Annotated in this window: 12 protein-coding genes; 6 read left to right on the forward strand and 6 right to left on the reverse strand. The window is 65.1% G+C overall.

What is annotated here, in order from left to right; genetic code table 11:
• Nucleotides 1–274: 274 nt before the first annotated feature.
• From ASF14_RS05070 to ASF14_RS05085, 4 genes are all read right to left on the reverse strand, one after another.
• Nucleotides 275–2,263, reverse strand: a complete 1,989-nt coding sequence (locus tag ASF14_RS05070) for a right-handed parallel beta-helix repeat-containing protein (RefSeq protein WP_056432583.1) — start codon at nt 2,261–2,263, stop codon at nt 275–277.
• A gap of 297 nt (nt 2,264–2,560) precedes the next feature.
• Nucleotides 2,561–3,301, reverse strand: coding sequence for an Ig-like domain-containing protein (locus ASF14_RS05075; protein ID WP_056432586.1), 741 nt, complete (start codon nt 3,299–3,301; stop codon nt 2,561–2,563).
• A gap of 672 nt (nt 3,302–3,973) precedes the next feature.
• Nucleotides 3,974–5,539: a hypothetical protein gene (locus ASF14_RS05080; RefSeq protein WP_056432589.1), complete on the reverse strand. Its 1,566-nt coding sequence runs from the start codon at nt 5,537–5,539 to the stop codon at nt 3,974–3,976.
• 3 nt (nt 5,540–5,542) lie between these two features.
• Nucleotides 5,543–5,803, reverse strand: coding sequence for a spike base protein, RCAP_Rcc01079 family (locus tag ASF14_RS05085; protein ID WP_056432783.1), 261 nt, complete (start codon nt 5,801–5,803; stop codon nt 5,543–5,545).
• Nucleotides 5,804–5,975: 172 nt separating this feature from the next.
• On the opposite strand from ASF14_RS05085, the gene ASF14_RS05090 reads away from it, so the two are divergent.
• The 5 genes from ASF14_RS05090 (at nt 5,976) to ASF14_RS05110 (ending at nt 13,249) form a co-directional block, all read left to right on the forward strand.
• On the forward strand, nt 5,976–7,466 hold the full coding sequence (locus ASF14_RS05090) for a lipopolysaccharide biosynthesis protein (RefSeq protein ID WP_056432591.1): 1,491 nt from the start codon (nt 5,976–5,978) through the stop codon (nt 7,464–7,466).
• A 237-nt stretch (nt 7,467–7,703) separates the two neighbouring features.
• Nucleotides 7,704–9,458 carry a type I secretion system permease/ATPase gene (locus ASF14_RS05095; RefSeq protein ID WP_201780541.1) on the forward strand — a complete coding sequence of 585 codons (1,755 nt, stop codon included), beginning with the start codon at nt 7,704–7,706 and terminating at the stop codon, nt 9,456–9,458.
• Nucleotides 9,455–10,810: an HlyD family type I secretion periplasmic adaptor subunit gene (locus ASF14_RS05100; protein ID WP_056432597.1), complete on the forward strand. Its 1,356-nt coding sequence runs from the start codon at nt 9,455–9,457 to the stop codon at nt 10,808–10,810. Before ASF14_RS05095 ends, ASF14_RS05100 begins: the two co-directional genes overlap by 4 nt.
• A 24-nt stretch (nt 10,811–10,834) precedes the next feature.
• Nucleotides 10,835–12,496 carry a TolC family protein gene (locus tag ASF14_RS05105; protein WP_056432600.1) on the forward strand — a complete coding sequence of 554 codons (1,662 nt, stop codon included), beginning with the start codon at nt 10,835–10,837 and terminating at the stop codon, nt 12,494–12,496.
• A gap of 27 nt (nt 12,497–12,523) precedes the next feature.
• Nucleotides 12,524–13,249, forward strand: a complete 726-nt coding sequence (locus ASF14_RS05110) for a glycosyltransferase family 25 protein (RefSeq protein ID WP_056432603.1) — start codon at nt 12,524–12,526, stop codon at nt 13,247–13,249.
• A gap of 20 nt (nt 13,250–13,269) precedes the next feature.
• Here the strand turns inward: ASF14_RS05110 and ASF14_RS05115 are convergent, their stop codons facing one another.
• Complete coding sequence (locus ASF14_RS05115) at nt 13,270–14,229, reverse strand: endonuclease/exonuclease/phosphatase family protein (protein ID WP_168371504.1); 960 nt, start codon at nt 14,227–14,229, stop codon at nt 13,270–13,272.
• A gap of 144 nt (nt 14,230–14,373) precedes the next feature.
• On the opposite strand from ASF14_RS05115, the gene ASF14_RS05120 reads away from it, so the two are divergent.
• Entirely contained in the window at nt 14,374–16,113 is a 1,740-nt protein-coding gene (locus tag ASF14_RS05120) for a type I secretion system permease/ATPase (RefSeq protein WP_082442085.1), read from the forward strand.
• Between the two features lie 752 nt (nt 16,114–16,865).
• Here the strand turns inward: ASF14_RS05120 and ASF14_RS05125 are convergent.
• Complete coding sequence (locus ASF14_RS05125; RefSeq protein WP_056432612.1) at nt 16,866–18,992, reverse strand: GumC family protein; 2,127 nt, start codon at nt 18,990–18,992, stop codon at nt 16,866–16,868.
• Between the last annotated feature and the right edge of the window lie 270 nt (nt 18,993–19,262).

Consider the following 19,262-nt stretch of genomic DNA (forward strand, 5'->3'; position numbering starts at 1 on the left):
CCCTGCATCGTTGTGCCCAGAGGCAAGACGTCCAACACTTCAATCGCTTGCCCTATCCCGGCGTCATGACATTCGACGAACCCGAGGGGCATATCCCAAATGGTATAGAGACCGCCCCTTTGACGCGCGCCGCTATGCCACACGAACCATTTCAGGACGTTGCAGGCCATCGCGAAACAGAAACGGGCGACCGACATAGTGTCGGCCGCCCGCCATTTCGTCCTGACCAAACGGGTCGGGATCCTTCGGAACCCCACCCGGATGCGAGGGGGTATCAGAGGACCAGCAGGTCACCTGCCGTCAGGTGCGGCGTCAGGTCGATGACCAGCGCGCCCTGATCATAGCTGCCGCCATGGGCCGCCTTGTAGACGAAGCTGTCGCTCGTCTTGTGGTCGGCGACCATCCGGGCATTGGCATCGGCATCGAGCGTGTAGGTGAACGCACCGCTGGCATCGATATGGAGCGTGCCGTACGCGCCCTTGAGGTCGATCGCGCCCTTCGACACGGTCTGTCCACCGATGGTGCGCAGCGAAAGGATGCTGCCGTCGGACATGATGTCGTTGGTCGAGACATTGCCCGTCACGACATGGCTGTCGGCGCCGATCTTATAGAAATCGTCGACCGCCTTGGCCTTCAGGACCGGCGCGCCGGACTTTGCCGCGGCCTTTGCCGCCGCGCTCGTTACGTCCTGGGTGCCGACATAGGCGGACAGGTCGATCGTCAGGCTCGACGTGACGACCTTGCCGCTGTCATTGGCCTTGTACTGGAAGCTCTCGGTCGGGGTCGCGACGTTCTTCAGCTTGGCCAGGGCGCCGGTGTCGAGCGCGTAGGTGAAGTGGCCGTTGCTGTCGACGTGCAGGGTTCCATAAGCACCCTTCAGGTCGACACCCTGTGCCCCGATCCGCGAACCGCCGACGGTGCTCAGCCCCAGCTTGTTGCCCGCTGCGTTGATGTCGTTATCCAGGATGTTGCCGGACATCTTGGTACCCGAGACATCCATCGCATAACGATCGGCGTTGATCCCGATCTTCTGGATCTTGTTCAGATTCTCGGAATAGCTTTCCTGCAGGATCTTAGCCGCGGCGGCATCGGCCTGGGCCTTCAGCACCGCGTCGGCCTGCGCCTTGGCGACGGCATCGGCCTGGGCCTTGGCGACCGTGCTGGCCTGCGCCTTGACGTCAGCCGACATGTTCGCCGCGGTCGTCTGGAGGTTTCCGCTGACATCGAAGACGCTCTTCAGGCCGTTGCCCGCGATCTGGGTCAGCTTGCTGTCGACGACGACATTGTCGTGGAAGGCACCGGTGGCTTCCTTGTCGATCTTCAGCGCGGCGTTGGCGACGCTGACGAAGGTGTTGTTCGCAATCTGGATGTTGCTGCGGCTGACATTGCCGTCACGCGACAAGCCGGTCAGAGCCACGCCGAAGTTCGAGCCCACGACCTCGTTGCCCAAGATCGTGTAGTTGCCGATATCGATACCGGCGCTGGCCATGATCGCCGACGACCACGCATATTTGTTCTGACCGCTCAGCTTGTTGTCGGTGATCTGGACGTTCCAGCCATTGATCGCGACACCGAAGCTGCCCCCCTTCACTTCGTTGCCCGAGGCGACGACGTTCGAGCTGGAGTTGACCATGATCCCGCCCTTGGTGGAGTCGGGAGACGTCGACTGGTCGATCTTGTTGCCGCTGATCTTGACGTTCGACGAGCTGGTCACCTGGATGCCGTCGGCGGTGCCGCCCACCAGATTGGACATGACGTTGTTGACGATGGTCAGGTCCGTCATGTCGACGACATAGATGCCGTCGTTCGACACATGGTCGAACTTGCTGTTGGAGATGGTGACGTTCTTGCTCGTCTTCATCGAGATGCTGCCCGTACCCGTGGCGGTACCGGCATTGATGAGCGAGACATGATCGATGACCCAGTTCTCGGCCTGGGCGGCATAGATCGCATTGAAGCCGGTCGAGAAGGTCAGGTCCTTGATGACGATGTTCGCCGTCTTGGTGCCGTAAATGCCCTGCTTGCCCGTGAAGATCGGGTCGGTACCGGTGCCATAGGCGCCGATCGTGATCGGCTTGTCGGTGGTGCCCGAACCGTTGATGGTCAGCATGTCCGCATAGTTGCTGCCGCGCGCCAGCAGAACCGTGTCGCCCGCCTGCAGCTTGATGCTCGAAATCTTCGCAACCGACTGAAACGCCGCACCCGCACTGGTGCCGGCATTCTTGTCCGAACCGTTGGCAGCATCGACATAATAGGTCGTCATGTTCCGTCGTCTCCGGGGAAGGAAGCCGTGATCTTCCCGATGAGACGGTAGTGGCGATGACTCCGGAAACGGTCGGTTACATGGAAGGGTTAACGCATTGTATACGTTAAATCGCTGTGTTTATGGACCATTTTTTGGACTTTCGGCGGCACGTTAAGATACCTTTCCGTGTCTTTAATCCGCCGATAACGCCTTTTTGGCCCGCAAAAATGAAACGCCGGCGTCCCGAAGGACACCGGCGTTAACATTTGCATTGCAATCGATTCGCTCGCCACCGGGGTGGCGAGCGACGCCCGATTACACGCCCGGCGCGACGTTGAAGTCGATCGTCAGGATCGCATAGTCGGTGTTGTTGCCCTGGCCGTTCTGGCCGTCATGCGGCTTGTAGGCGAACTTTTCGACGCCTGCATTGCCGTTGAGAGCGATGGTGTCCGGATCGGTCTGGTCGACGACATAGGAGAAGACGCCCTTGTCGTTGATCGTCAGGGTGCCGTACACGCCCTTGATCTCGACATTGCCGAGGCCGGTGATGTGATAGTTGGTGTTGGTGGCGAGGTCGATCACGCCGCCGACATGCAGGGTATCACCGTCCGGATCGCTGTCATTCGCCAGGACGTTGCCGCCAGCGACGGTCGAATTGGTGGTGACGAAGTCGTCAACCGCGACCGGGCGCTGGTTGGCCATGCCCATGACGTCGAACTTGATGATGCCCTGATCGTAATTGCCCTCGCCGTCACGGATCTTGATGGTGAAGTCTTCGACCATCGTGCTGCCGGCGACGAAGTTCACGCCCTTGTTCAGCTCGTAGGTGTAGGTGCCGTCCTGGGCGATGGTCAGCGTGCCATACTGGCCCTGAATGACGTTGACGCCCTTGCCGCCGCCGATCGAGCCCGCGATGTACGCACCATCGACGCGCGCCACGGTGATGGCGTCGCCATCCGCGTCGGTCGCGCCACCGTTCAGCAGGATGTTGCCCGTCATGGAGCGGGTCGTCTCGTTCAGCTTCATGGTCTGGTCGTTGAAGATGGGCTTCGCCATGGTGATGATCCCTGTTTTTGCGTGTTGAAACTGTGAATGCTTAGCGATGTGGCAGCGTGCCGCCTCTCTACTGCCCCATATGGTAAGCGCCGGGTTAACCAGAGGAAGAGCGAATGTTTCCCCGCAATTTCGAACTGTCCCGAAGTGAAGCGATCCGGCATGGGGCGAGGCGCCCGGCCGTGCTGTAAGGATCAGCCAACGGAACCGTAGAATTGAAACCGCGTTCTCGTCCGTTTTTCCCGATGCGCCGAGCTCGGGATCATCACCATGATATCCGGTATCCAAAAGCACCGGTCGAGGAGCGATCAGACTTCAATACGCCGTGAAGTCGCGCATTTCTGCCATTTCGCGCTCAATTGTCCGGCGATGGAGATCGCCGTCTGCGGCATTCATTACGGTGAAACACTGAATCGATAGGGTCAGGCTAAGGCCGAATCCGCCCAAACCCGCCCCGGGATGAAAATAAATTTAAAATTGGCTTTTATGGTCGAGACTTATGGCCGCTGGTTGTCAAAAGGGTCGGTTTGACGCGGGCCGATAACAAAGTTCCGAAAGCCGACTCCATTCATCGTGAAAATCGCGCAGTTCATCGTAACTATTTCAATCACCCAAAAACCCGCCATTTTGAAGAAAATGACGGGCTGATGGCTTTCAAATGAAATTTTACCCGAATCAGCGCAGCTTTGCCTTGTCCTGCTGCGGAACTGATGCCGCGATATGACGGATCATCCGTGGCCTGGGATGGGTGCCCGTCCGTGGCGAGTTCACGCCGTCATTCGCATTCGGCGCAAAGACCTCGGTTCCGGCGGGGGCGACGGTCCGGCTTCCCGCATAGTGAAGCCTGCAAGACCAGGCGCCCGGTTGGCCCGATATCGCCACGACGGTCGCGATATCGGCCGTCGCGCCGGACGTCCATTGCAGCGTATCGCCGATCTCCGGCGCGTCGACGAGCGTGATCATGTCGTACGTGGCCGTTCCGTCCGTTCCCGCCTGTTGCGCCAGCTGGGTCACGAAGAACGGCTCGGGCCACCTGCCCTGGGTGTCGGATAGCCCGGCTGGACGCACGACCTCGATATAGGCGGCAACGGTGCCGTCCATGCCTGCCGCCTTGTCCGCCTCCAACTGGTAACGGAGCCCGTTCGGCCATTCTCCGCCCAGTTGATAGCCCTGCCCCGCAAGCGTCCGGAAGCCGTCGGTCGAGTTGGGATGAATGACCTGCCCGACCGCGACGATGGGCGTGCCCGGATGCCGCACGAGGATACGATCGTTCAGCGCCTTCCAGTTCGCGCGCATCACCGCATAGCCGCCGCTGTCATAGTCGTTGCGTCCCATCTGGTTCAGGATGCAGGTGAAAGGCCGCCGCCCGCCGTTCATCGCAACGATCTGGTCGATGATATCCCAGCGTCGCGATGCATTGGCCGCGATCAATTCCCGCTTCGATGCCGCGCCGGGCAGGCCGATGACCGCATGGGGGGTCCGACCGAGCGGTCCGGCACGGTCCAGCCAGCGCCGCAGCCAGCCCATGTTGCGCCGGGCATCGGCCGCCAGCGGGCTATCCGCCTGACGCTCGCCGATGGAGTCGCAGACGATCAGCGGCACCGGGCGACCGTCCCAGCCCTTCGCGACCATGAAGTCCGGCCCATAATAGGCCGGAAAGCTCATGCTATCGAGCGAGGCGGTGCTGGCCGTGTCGCTCCCGATCAGGGCCACCAGCGCGGCGGCATTATCCGCCCCCCAGACCCGCTCTCCCCGCCGCGAGGTGATTTGATAGACCGGGATCTGCCGCTCCCCCGCCGCCGTGGAATATAGAGTGTAGACGGTCACGAGCGATTCCGGCGGGACGGCCAGCGACAGGTCGTCGGTCCAGGCGCCCGTCGAACCGCTCGCCACCGACAGGTCCGCCGCCCCTGCAAAGCGACAGGCCGTCGCCGGGCCGCCATTCACCGAAACCCAGACGCCGTGCACCGTCATCGCGTTGCCCGGCAGGACCGTCTCCTGCGGACTGTTGCTGCCCTCGGTACAGGCGAAGCCCGAATAATGAAGCCGCAGATGGTCGATCGCATATTGCGGCGATCCGAAGATCAGCTTGGTCATGACGAAGCGCGTATCTGCCTGCGCCGTCACCAGCGCGCCCGACGGCATGCGCGCGCCGGACGCCCAAAACATATAGCGGTCCGGATCGCCCGACATGCGCGGATTGCCGAAGGCGGGGCGATTGCCCGCATAATCCTGCGCCATGGCTCAGGCCTCCCCGATCAGATCGGCCGCCGTCGTGCCGATGGCGCGCACATAGCTGGGCCGGACGTTCAGATAGACCCCGCTTGCCACGTTGCGATAGGTGACGTCCCCCGCGCCATCGACCCCGCGCAAGGTGACATGCCCGCCCGTACCCACGAAAATCCGCTTCGGCACGGTGGCCAGCGCGACCGTATCGCTCGGCACGATGCCAAAGGGCGCGCGTGCCGGTGCATTCAGGCTGTCGCTGTTGAACGGATCGGCCATCATTCTTCTCCCCCCAAGATCGCCCGGACGCTGTCGTTCGGGACGATGTTCTCTATATGTTCGGTTTTATCCTGTAGGAAAGCGCCGATTGACCCGGTAACGGCGGCCCGAAGGACGCGTGTTTGTCGGCGGCGGCCCGGTATCCGGCCGCCGCACAGCTAATGGGATCGGTATGAGTCAGGCAGCCGGGGGTGTGGGTAAGCGGATCGCCAAGGGGAGCATGTGGCTCTCCGCCGCGCGGCTGGTGGTCAACCTGTCGGGCATGGTCAGCACCGTGCTGCTGGCGCGCCTGCTCGTCCCCGCCGATTTCGGCCTCGTCGCGATCGCCGCGACCCTGATGCAGATCGTTACCTCGATCACCGAAATGTCGCTGTCCCAGGCGCTGATCCGGCTGGACGATCCGACCGACCAGGATTTTCATTCGGCCTGGACGCTGTCGATGCTGCGCGGCGTGACGATCGCGGTGGTCCTGTCCGCCTCCGCGCCGCTGGTCGCCCATATCTATGGCGATCAGCGGCTGGTGCCGATCATGATCGTGCTCGGCTGCGGCGCGGCGCTGTCGGGTCTCGCCAATCCCTGGCTGGCGGTATTCCAGCGCAAGCTGGTCTTCTGGCAGGAATTCGTGCTGTCGACCGCCTCGAAGATGACCAACGTCATCGTCGCAGTCGCCGTCGCCTGGTATTTCCAGAGCTATTGGGCGATCGTCGCGGGGATCGTCGGCATGTATGCCGCGACCGTCATCGCCTCCTATTGCATCCTTCCCCGCCTGCCCCGCTTCTCGCTGGCGAGCTGGCGCACCCTGCTGTCCTTCTCGGTCTGGACCAGCGCGTCGCAGCTGGTGAACGCGCTCAACTGGCGCGCGGATCAGCTGCTGGTCGGCAAGATCGCGACGCCGACCGTGCTCGGCTATTATAATGTCGGCTTCAATCTGGCCAATCTGGCGACCCGTGAGACCACGCTGCCGCTGATCCAGACGCTGTTCCCCGCCTTTGCCGCGATCAAGCATGACAAGCCGCGCTTGGCCGCCGCCTATATCCGCGCCGACCGCCTGCTCGTCGCGCTGGGCGTGCCGGTCGGCGTCGGCTTCGCGCTGGTCGCCCAGCCCATGGTCCCGCTGTTCCTCAATCCCAAATGGCTTCCCGCCGTACCGATCATCCAGGCCTTTGCGGTGATCTTCGGGCTTCAGGGCATTGCCGGGCTCGTCACGCCGCTGGGCATGGCGATGGGGCAGGTCCGCCTGTTGTTCATGCGTGACCTGCAAGTGTTGTGCATCCGCCTGCCGCTGATGATCGCGGGAGCGGTCATCTGGGGCGTGCCGGGTCTGGTCGCGGCGCGGGTCCTGACCGGACTGTACCAGATCGCCATCGCCATGCTGCTTGCCAAGCGGCTGGCCGGGGTGAGCCTGATGCGGCAACTGCGCACCCATTTGCCTACTCTGATCAGCTGCTGCGCCATGGCGCTGGCGGTCTGGTGGGTCGCCGGAACCGGGTGGCGTCTATTCACTGGGTACGATCTGGCGCAGGACCTCGTACTTCGCGTGATGGTCGGCGGCATCGCCTATATCGGCGCCCGCGTGATGCTGTGGATCGTCATGGGCCGTCCGGAAGGACTGGAGCGTGAGGCCGCCAATATGGTGGGCAAGCTGCGCCGCAGGCCCGCCTGACCCAGAGGCGCTTCCTCTCGCATGCAACGCCGTATCAAAACGGCACATAAATAAAGCCCATCCGAACTCGCATCTTTATGGGCCTGTGGGAAGTTGCAGAAACAAAACCACGAATCCGCCCGAGCGGACGCCTGGGGGGCATCAGCCCGTTAACGAGTTGGGGCTATATCATGACTCCATGATCGTATCGGAGTCTCCGGTGCGGCCTATAGCATGGGCGTAAGGAAGGGCCGACTTTTGCGTACTGCCGACGGGGGACAAGACGATCTGCGGGCGGCCATGCGCCGATACCGATCTGTATTCGGGATGATCGTGGCGGTCAGCGCGATCCTGAACGTGCTGCTGCTGGCGGGCTCGATCTACATGATGCTGGTCTACGACTCGGTCCTGCCGGGTCGATCGATCCCGACGCTGGTCGGCCTGCTGGTCATGGTGACGCTGGCCTATGCCTTTCAGGGCTTTTTCGAGAATCTGCGCGCGGGCATGTTGTCGGATGTCGGCAACGGTCTGGACCGCGCCCTGTCGCGCCGTGTCCAGACCGCGATGGGCCAGATATCGCTGAATGGCGGCGTCCAGCAGGGTGACGGGCTGGGTCCGATGCGCGATCTGGACCAAATCCGGTCGTTCATCAGCGGCTCGGGCGTGGCGACGATGATCGACCTGCCCTGGATTCTGTTCTTCCTCGGCATCCTGTTCATGCTGCACGTCTGGTTGGGCGTCACCACGCTGGTCGGCGCGCTGATCCTGCTCGGCCTGACGCTGATCACCAACCGCAAGATGAAGCAGCCCGCCAACGATCTCCATCAGATCTCGTCGGTCCGCAACGCGCTGGCCGAAGGCAATATCCGCCATGTCGAGCTGTTCGCCGCGCTGGGCATGCGGGACCGGATGCGCGAGCGCTGGGAACGGGTGAACGATCATTATGTCGGCCTGTCGAACCGCGTCGCGCGCCAAAGCGCCGAACTGGGCGGCCTCAGCAAGATGCTGCGCATGCTGCTCCAGTCGGTGATCCTCAGCGTCGGCGCGCTGCTGGTCATCAGCGGCAAGGCGAGCGGCGGCGTGATCTTCGCCTCGTCCATCCTGTCGGGCCGCGCGCTGGCCCCGGTGGATCAGGCCATCGCCAACTGGCGCAATCTGGTCGGCGCGCGGCAGGGCTGGGCCCGGCTGAAGCAATTGCTCGCCCGCGTGCCCGCCACCGAGCCGGGCGCGATCCGCCTGCCCCCGCCCCGCCAGAGCCTACTGGTCGAGAATCTGGTGGTCGGACCTCCGGGCACGCAGCGCACGACCCTGCACGGCGTCCAGTTCCGTCTCAATCCCGGCGACGCACTGGGCCTGATCGGCCCCAGCGGTGCCGGGAAAACGACGCTCGGCCGCGCGCTGATCGGCCTGTGGAAGCCGCAGGCGGGCGCGGTCCGCCTGGACGGCGCGGCGCTCGACCAGTGGTGGCCCGAGGATCTGGGCCGGTCGCTCGGCTATCTTCCGCAATCGGTGGAACTGGTCGGCGGCACCATCGCGCAGAACATTGCCCGCTTCGACCTCCAGGCCACGTCAGACGCGATCATCGCGGCGGCGCGGGCGGCGGGCGTCCATGCGCTGATCACCAGCCTGCCGGGCGGCTATGACACCCAGCTGACCGATGACGGGCGCGAACTGTCCGCCGGGCAGCGGCAGCGGATCGGCCTGGCGCGTGCCCTGTACGGCGACCCGTTCCTGGTCGTGCTGGACGAACCCAATTCCAACCTCGACGCCGAGGGCGAGGCCGCGCTGGCCGCGGCGATCGGCAGCGTGCGGGATCGCGGCGGCATCGTCGTCGTCATCGCCCATCGTCCAAGCGTACTGGGCCAAGTCAACAAGATCATGTATCTGCGCGACGGGCGGATCGAAGTATTCGGGCCGAGCGACCAGGTGATGGAACACCTGTCCCGCGCGGCAATCCCCCAGGCGGCAGCAGCAGCGGCGCCGGAGCGTACCCTTGAGGAAAGCAAGTCATGAACGGCATCGTCACCACCGGCGGCCCCGGATCGCGCCTGGCGATCATCGAGGAACAATCCGTCTCCTATGATCCGGTGCGCAGTGCCAGTCGGCATTTCCGCGTCGCGCTGATCGCCATTCTGGTCCTCGTCCTGGGCTTCGGCCTGGCGAGCGCGCTGATCCCGATCGGCGGCGCGGTGATCGCGCCGGGCCAGGTCGGCGTGAAGAGCCGGATCAAGCGGATCGCCCATCCGGGCGGCGGCGTCATCTCCGAAATCCTGGTCGAGAACGGCCAGCGGGTCCGCAAGGGCCAAATCCTGATGCGCTTCGACGATCAGGTGACGGGCGCCGATGCGCGCTACTCCAGCCTGAGCGTCGACCAGCTGCTCGCCCAGCGTGCACGACTGGAGGCCGAACGGCTGGGCGTGGCGAACATCGCCTTTCCCGAAGAGCTGCTAAAGGGCGGCGAAGGCGCACAGCGCGCGATGGCGGACGAGCGCAAGCTGTTCAACATCCGCCGCACCGAGCAGGCGGGCCTGATTGCCCAGCTGCAATCGCGGGTCCGCCAGTATGAGCAGCAGATCGGCGCCTATCGTGCGCAGATCAACGCACTCAACAAGCAGACGGCGCTGATCGACCCCGAGCGTCAGGGCGTGAAGGACCTGTGGGACAAGGGGCTGGTCACGATCAGCCGCCGCAACCAGCTGGAACGCACCGCCGCCGATCTTCAGGGCAATGTCGGCGCGCTCCAGGCCAATATCGCCTCGACCGAGGCGCGGATCACCGAGGCGCGCGAGCAGATCATCCAGCTGGGCGAAACCCGCCGTTCGGAAGCGGGCACCCGCCTGGCCGAGCTCAACAACACGCTGAACCAGCAACAGGTGCGCAGCGTCTCGGCCGTCGATGCCCAGAACCGCAGCGTCCTGCGCGCGCCCTATGACGGGGTGGTCGACAAGCTTCAGTTCAGCACGATCGGCGGCGTCGTCCGCCCGGCCGAGGTGATCATGGAGATCGTCCCCGACAGCGACGAACTGATGGTGGAGGCAGGCGTCTCGCCGACCGACATCGATCAGGTCCATGTCGGGCAACAGGCGCGCATCCGCTTCAGCGGGTTCAACTCGACCGCGACGCCCGAAATCCATGGCAAGGTCGTGACCGTGGCGGCCGACCGCTCGACCGATGCGGAGGGCAAGCAGGCCTTCTACCCGGTCCGCGTCGCCATCGACGACGCCGAAATGCGCCGTTATCCCGAGATGCGGCTGCGTCCCGGCGTTCCGGCCGAAGTGTTCATCGAGACGGGCAACCGCACGATGATCTCTTACATCACCAAGCCTCTGCGCGACCAGTTCGAGCGGGCTTTCCGAGACAATTGATATAATGCGCGACGGAGTGGGGGAATGACCGTGTTCAGGGGGACGGCGCTGAATCTGAGCGCAGGATTGACGATGCTGGCCCTTCTGGGGTCGGCATCGGGCGTGGCGATGGCACAGGTTCCGACGGCGGCGGGCATGCCGCAGCCGTTGGAGCCGCAACTGCCGCGCGAAACGCCCGAAGGGACGATTGCGGCCAATGCGACGCCGACATTGACCACGCTGCAGGATGCGATCGCCCGCGCCTATTGGAGCAATCCGACGCTGGTGGCGGAGCGCTCGACGCTGAAGTCGGTCGACACGCTCTACCCGCTCGCGCGCTCCAATTACGGGCCGCAGGTGACGTTGCAGGGTTCGCACCAGTTCACCCGGACGCGCGCGGAAATCTTCCCCGGCCTGTACAACCGGCCCGAGGGATTTTCGAGCACCGCGCAGATCATCTTCTCGCAGCCGGTGACCAGCTTCGGGCGTCGCGCCTCCGCTGAACAGAACGCGCTGGCGCAGGTCGCGCTGGAGCGTGAACAGCTGCGCCTCGTCGAAGCCTCGACGATGTTCGGCGTCATCTCGGCCTATGTGTCGGTCATCCGCGACCGCAACATCGTCGAGCTGGCCCGCCAGAACCTGTCGCTGCTGGAACGCCAATTCTCGGACGGGCAGAAGCGCTTTGCGGTGCGCGACATCACGTCGAGCGATCTGCAACAGGTGCAGACCCGCGTCGAGTTCGGCCGTGCCCAGCTGCTGAACGCGCAAGGCCAGCTCGGGTCGAGCCAGTCGCTGTTCCTTCAGGCGACCGGCGGCCTGCCCGGGGCACTGACCACCCCGCCCGAGCTGGCGCTGGGTGTCCCGTCGCTCGACGCCGCCTATGCCATGGCCGAAAATGGCAGCCCGATCATCCGCGGCGCCCAGTCACGCGAAAAGGTTTCGCGCGCCCAGATCGCGCAGGCCCAGGCCGAGCGCAATCCGAACATCTCGCTGGAAAGCAGCGGCACCTACGGCCCGACCAACATCTATCAGAACCAGCTGCGCACCACCGATCTGCGCTCGTCGGTGGTCGTCACCATGCCGCTGATCGACTCCGGTACGCGCCGCCTGTCGATCGAGCGTTCGCGGCAGCAGAACGACGCCGACTGGCGCCTGGTCGACGCGGCGCTGCGCGAGACGCGGCAGTCGGTGGCCGAGGCCTGGGACGCACATCGCGCGGCCCTCGCTTCGCTGATCCATCTGCGCGACGCGTCGGCGGCGGCGCAGGCCGCCTATGACGGCGCGGTCATCCAGGAACGCGCGGGCGACCGCACGACCCTGGACGTGCTCGACCTGGCGCGCGACCTGCTGAACATCCGCACCAGCTATGCCACGGCGGAGGCCAGCGAATATATCGCACGGGCACGACTGTTGTCGGCGATGGGCAATCTGGAGGCTCCGAAGCTGATCTCCGGCCTGCCCGCCTATGACGTGAACGCCAATTTCGACCGCGTGAAGCGCAAGGGCGACATCCCGCTGCTGACGCCGATCCTGTCGGGGCTCGACGGATTGACCACAGGCAATGTGATCGGTCGCGAACGCCCGGTCCGCGATCCGTCAGGGGCGTTCCGCGTCGAAAGCGCGGTCACGCCGCTCGAGGTGCCGCCCGCTCCGCCGGTACAGGTCCCGAGCACGCCGACCGCCCCGGCCAAGCCGCCCAGACGCTAAGCCCCATCAGACCGACAGGAGCACCCCATGGCACGGACCCCTATCCATGTCGTCAGCCTGACGACCGCGACCGAACGGCGGGAAAATTTCGCCCGCAATGCGGAGAAGTCCGGGCTGGACTGGTCCTTCTTCGACGCGCACCGCGAGCCGCAGGGCCTGCGGTATGACGAAGCCGCCGCGATCCGCGAACATGGGCGCCCGCTCCAGCCCGGCGAACTGGGATGCTATTCCAGCCACGCCGCACTATGGCGGCAACTGGTCGCGGATAAAGACGCCGACCAGTATCTGGTGCTGGAGGATGACGTCATCGCCGACTGGGCGGCGATCAAGCTGCTATGCGAGGTCGACTATGCGGCCGAGGGCGTTGATTATCTGCGCCTTTTCTACAAAAAGCCCTCGCCGCACCTGCCGTGGCGGCGCAATTGGCCCGCGCAGGACCTCTATGTCGTGCGGCTCTATGGCAAGCCCTATGGCACCCAGGGCTATTTCATCACCCGCAAGGGGGCGCAGCGTTTCCTGGATCTCTATACCGATGCGGTGCGGCCGGTGGACGATCAGATGGACCGTTTCTGGGAAAGCGGCATCCCCAATCTCTGCCTCTTCCCCTTCCCCATCATGGAGGAATATCGCGGCTCGACGATCGGCGGCGCGCGCTTCGCCGGAAAGCCGACGCGTGGCGCCAAGATGCGGATGACCGCCGACCGTATGCGGCGCAAGATCGCCTTTCTGAAGGATCGGACGTTCGGTCGCTGAGACGACTGGTATCGGGGCGGCTACGGTGCGGGCCGCCCTGATACATAAAGTTCGGCACGGATCGCGCGGTGATCCGATCCGGTATAGGGCAACACATCGACCCGCCCGACCCGGATGTCGCGACCGATAAAAATCTGGTCGATCGGCAATAGCGGAACCGGCCAGTCCCGCCCCGACACCCGGGCGGGAAAGCTGAACAACGCCCGCGTGATCCGCCGCATCGGCGACAGGCCGTGATCGAGCTCGGCCATGCCGTGGCCCCAGGGTGTCAGGTTGAAATCACCGCTCAGGACCATGCGGTCGCTGCCGGTTTCCCGGATTCCATCGATCAGGCTGCGGCGGAACCGTGTATGGGGCTGCGGCGGATAGGGCCATGGTGCATGGACCGTCGCGACCGTGACGACAGCGCCGCCGGGCAAGGTGACATCGCCGCGAAACAGCGCCGGTCCGACGATCTGGCCCGCCCGGTTCGTCAGCCGCCAATGCACCCGCCCCATCGGCCGCCGCGACAGGATGGCCAGTTCGCAGCCCTGGCAGTGGCTGCGATAGGGAAAATTCGTCACCAGCCGCGCCAGCAAAGGCCCGGCCTGCCGCGCTTCCTGAAGCAAGAGGACATCCGCGCCGCTATTGCGCAGGACCGCGGCCGCCCGATCGGGCGTGGTGACGCCGCCATGGAGGTTATGGGTAACGACGACCAGCCGTTCCGCGCCAGCTGGAGGCTCGATCGCGGACGGTCGCGCGCCGATTTCGCGCAGGATCGGCCAGCCGACCAGTCCCAGCGCCACGATGCCTAGCCCGATAAAGCCCCATCGTGCGCGGCGCGGCACCATTGGTAATGCAAAGAGGGCGAGCGCCCCGGCAAAGGGAAGAAACGAAGCGAAGGCATCCGCAACCGGCCAATACCGCCCCAGCAGCGCACACAGGATCAACGCCCAGGCCATGCCGAGCAACGTCCAGCCGATCCATGACCAACGCCGCATCGCAACCATGCCCCTTGCCCAGAGCCATCGCCGCTAGAGGAAGGCGGCGGATCGTGTCAAACCGATCCGGATATCCCGTCGCAACCGCTGTCGGAGACGGCAGGGCCATGGTACAGCCCCGCCGTAAAGAGGAATGAACCGCATATGGCACGCGTAATCTGGGGTGAGAGTACATCGACCTTGTCGGCGGTGCAGGACGACGGCACGATGATCTCGTCCACGCTGCGTCGCGGGGTGATGGGCGCCCTGGGCATCGGCGTGACGCTTCAGGTCATCCTGATGCTCGGCGTCCTGCTGGTCGGCGTGCTGGCGGATACCGCGGTACCCGGTCGCAACACCGCGACCCTGTGGGGGCTGCTGTTCCTCGGCCTCGTCCTTTACGGGGTCTTCGGCCTGCTCGACAGCCTGCGGTCGCGCGTGTTTTTCGATGTGGCGGGTGCGATCGACCAGCGTCTGGCGCCGCGCGTCCATGACGGCGTGTCGCATGTCGCGCGCGTCGGGGCGCCGGATGGTGACGGACTGGGACCGCTGCACGACGCCAATCGCCTGCGCGCCTTCCTGATGGGCCCGATCCCGTCCGCGCTGATCGACCTCTGCGTCGCGCCATTCTCCCTCCTGATGCTGTTCGCCCTGCACGCCTGGGTAGGCCTGGTCGGGCTGGCCGCCATGATCGTGCTCGGGCTGATGGCCTGGCTCCTTGGCCGGTCGGCAGGGCAGAAGGCCGAGACGCTGGACGAACTACGGCCCCTACGCTGGATGGTGGCGGAGGAAAGCCGCCGCAATGCCGTGGTCGCCCGCGCCATGGGCATGGAGGGTCGCCTGCGCCAGCGCTGGATCGGCGCCTCGCAGGAGGATCTGCTGGCCGAGCGTGCACTTCATGGCCGCTCGGTCGGGCTGGTCGGCGCGGTGCGCGGCTTCCGGCTCGTTCTGTTCATCCTGTTGCTGACGATCGGGGCGGCGCTGGCCTTCACCGACCGCGCCGCCTGGAGCACCGCGCTGATCGCCGCGCTGCTGCTCTATCAGGTCCTGGCGCCGGTCGAACTGGCCGTGACCGGCTGGGGCGACTATACCAGCGCGCGCTCGGCCTGGGAGCGGTTGAACCTGCTGCTTCGCCAGATGCCGCTGCGCGATATCACCACCCTGCTGCCGCGCCCGGAAACCGAGCTGACCACCGAGCAGGTCTATGTCTTTGCGCCCGGCACGCAGCGCCCCGTCGTCAACAATGTCGGCATCCGGCTGGCAGCGGGCGACTCTCTGGGGATCATGGGGCAGACCGGCGCGGGCAAGACCGCACTGCTCAACGCGATCGCCGGTATCTGGCCGCTGGCGCGCGGCGTCATCCGCATGGACGGCGCCGCGCTGGACCAATGGGACGAAGAGGAACTGGGCAAGTTCGTCGGTTATGTCCCCCAGCAGGTCGAACTGATCGACGGCACCGTCGCGCAGAATATCGCGCGCTTCGACGCCGATGCCCCGACCGAAGCCGTGCTGGCCGCCGCCCGGCGCGCACATGTCCACGACCTGATCCTGCGCCTGCCCGACGGGTACGAAACCCAGGTCGGACGTGGCGGCCAGCTGCTTCCCGCCGGTCTGCGCCAGCGCATCGCCGTGGCGCGGGCGGTCTTCGGCAAGCCGTTCATCCTGTTGCTCGACGACCCCACGTCGAACATGGACGGCGATGGCGAGAAGATGCTGGCCCAGGTCATGGAGGATGTCTGCGATGAAGGCGGCGTCGTGATCGTCGTCACCCATCGCCCCGCCCTGATGCACCGGGTCGACTATATCATGCAGCTGCAGGCGGGTTCGATGGCCGCCTTCGGCCCGGCTGGGCAGATCCTGCAACGTGCCGAGGAGCAGCGGGTCCAGGCCTTGGGTCAGGCGTAACGCCGGGGCGTAAGGACGCCCCCCTCCCAGCGGAGCCACTGGTGATCACGCTATCGTGGTGAAGAGCGGAGACGGTGAGTCGCAAACTCCTCGCCCCGCCTCTCCTTGCTTCGATCATGTCATCGCCTTTGGCGACGGCTAACAGCTTGTCATCCGCCAGCACCTATCGCGCGTGACGGTCGTGCCCGTGCGGTTGCCGCACCGTCAGCCTCGCGGACGGTACAACGTATTAGACTCCAAAGACCTGAATAGGCCCACCCCTCCCCTTTTGGGGGAGAGGCCGGGGGTGGGGCGCTTCCGCAAGCGCGGCATTCGTTGAAAGGCCCCACCCCAACCCCTCCCCTGAAGGGGAGGGGCTCATGTTGACCAATATAATGTTATCCTGCCCTCGACCGTCTCACGCGCGTTGCGTGGGAACATGCCGCCGCCATCGTGGACCTAGGCAGGCTCACCCTGCCGCCATTTTGGGCCCCTCTTTGGGTCTACGGCCAAGCGCCGATCTCTGGCTTGGAGTTTCAGGGGGCGGTCGGCCGTCGCGTTCGCAACAGCGGTCCGGGACAAATGCCCGGGGCTGGAACAGGCTTAGAGGGATGTCGGGATACTGGCAGAGGCGAAAATCTCCGGGCCTCGTGTTCGCCGACTGACCTGCGAAAGAGGCCGATTGCGGCCATTCCGCTCCTGTAAGGACCATCGCATCCCGCGCAGGCTCTGCCGGAAGCCGGGTCCTCCGACCCGGCTTCCGGCGCTCGTCATCAGCTATAGTAGCTGGAATATTTCTTGTAATAGCGCAGTTCGTCGCCCGCGCCTGCACGACTCTGAGCCTTAAGGTCGACCATCGTCATGATAATGCCACCGATCCGCGCTTCAGCCATGGCGAGGTGGTCCAGTGCCAGCCGGACGGCCGGGGCCGGGGTCTTGCGCCAGCGCACCGCCACCAGCGCGACATCGGCCATCGACGCGATCGCCCGCGAGTCCGCGATCGCCAGCAGCGGCGCGGTGTCGAGGATCACCAGGTCGAACCGCTCACGCAGCTGATCGACCAGCTGCTGCATCGCGCTGGAAGCGATCAGGTCATAGTCATTTTCGGCCGTCGACGGACGCTGCGGCAGCAGGAAAGCACCGCTGGCGCTGTCGCGCACCAGCACTTGGTCCAGCGTCGCTTCGCCGCGTAGCAGGTCAGCGAGGCCATATTGGATCGCGCCTTCCATCTGGCGGCTGGTTGCCTGGCGACGCAGGTCGCAATCGACCAGCACGGTCGACAGACCCGCCAGCGCCGACGAGCGGGCCAGCGAGAAGGAGGTCGAGGTCTTGCCCTCGGCGGGCAGGGCCGAGGAGATGGCGACGACGCGCGCCGCCTGTTCCTCGCGTCCGACTTTCAGGGCGGTGCGGATCGAGCGATAGGATTCGCTGTACACGCTGCCCGGATGGTCGATCAGATGCTGGCTGATCGTGGCGGGCGTCGGTGACTTGATCCGGTCGCGCTTCAACGTGCGCAGGTCCGGCACCGAGGCCAGCACCGGCAGGCCGAGCGCCCGCTCGACCTGACGCCGCGTGCTGAAGCCATTCTCGGCCAGTTCCAGACCGGCCGCGACCATCGCCGCCGCCAGCAGGGCCGCGAGCAGGCCCCCGCCCGCGAAGACGACCTTCTTGGGGCTGACGGGTGCGGTCGGCGCCACGGCGCGGGCGATCACGTAACCGGCACTGCGCTCGGTGCCTTGACGCGCGATCGCCTGCTGATACCGCTCGAGCAATGCCTCATAGAGGCTCTTGAGCGTCGTCGCCTTGCGCTCGAGTTCGGCGAGACGAACCGAGGCGGCGTTGCCCTGGAGCAGCTGCCCCTTCTGCGCGTCCAGCGACGAGACGATCGACGAGGTGCGCCGACGGGCGACATCCGCCTCGGCCGACAGGCTCTGGCGGACGCGCGCGGTTTCCGCCGCGATCTGGCGACGGGTTTCCTGAAGCCGCTGGTTGGTTTCGAGGACCTGCGGATGACGGTCGCCATAACGCTCCGACAGCGACGCCTGCTGTGCGCTGAGCGTCGCTTCCTCGGTCCGCAGCTGCTGGAGCACCGGCGAAACGACCGCCGAACCGGCACCGGCACTGCTGGCGCTGCGCGCGGTGTTGCGCGCCTCGGCCACCGCCTGCTGCGCCTGCGCATCGGCGAGCTGCTGGTTCAGTACCGCGATCGACTGCTGGGCGTTGGTGCTCTGGTTCTGGATGTCGACCAGGTTGGTCGCGGCACGAAAGCGCGCGACCTCCGTCTCGGCCCCCTGCAACTGGCCGCGCGCCTCGTTGATGCGCGAGGCGAGCAGCGCGATTTCCTTGTTGCGCTCGTCGCGCTTCTCGACCTGCTGGCGGGTCAGATATTCGTCGATCGTCGTGTTGACGATCTTCGCCGCCATTACCGGGTCGGTCGAGAGGTAGTTGACGTTGATCGCATAGGAGGTGCCGTCACGCGTCGCGGTCAGCCCCCCGGCAATCGCGCGGATCGCGGCGTTGCGGGCATCCGCCGGGCTCAGCGGATCGGTGCCCACGAAATTCGGGTTCTTCGCCAAGCCCAGCCGATCGACGACGCGGCCCAGCGTCTCAGGCGACAGGATCTGCGCGACTTCGGTGTCGACCGACGAGGAGTCGGTGGTCAGCGGCTGTACCCGCTGATCCTCCTGCGCATTGACGATCTCTTCGTTCGTGCGCTGGATACCGACCTGACCCTCGGCGCTGTAGCGCGGCGTGACCATCTTGTAGCTCAGCGCGGTCAGGCCGAGCACGATGATCATGGTGATCAGGATGGGGATCAGACGCCGACGGACCGCGTTCAGCACCGCGCCGAAGTCGATGATCTTGGCGGAGTCCTGATCGACAGGCACCAGCGGGTTCATAATCGTGTCTCCGTCCCGCTTGCCGGGATGTCGCGATGAATATCCGGGGCTGTGTACCGGCCAATCGCCACCCGGCGCAAGCAGATGCGTAACGATCCGAAGCGACCGGCCGAACCATCATAGGACAACCTTTCCGCATCGAAGGATGCCATGGCGGTCGCTTTTTTGCTGCACCGCAACTGTCCCAGGACGGTGTCATTTTTGCAGGTGGCACCGTTCATGATATAGGCTACCGCCCGATGGAGCCTGCACGTTGCGGGCGGCCGGGCG

Origin of the sequence: Sphingomonas sp. Leaf257 (assembly GCF_001422185.1) — a bacterium.
Classification (GTDB): Bacteria; Pseudomonadota; Alphaproteobacteria; order Sphingomonadales; family Sphingomonadaceae; genus Sphingomonas; species Sphingomonas yabuuchiae.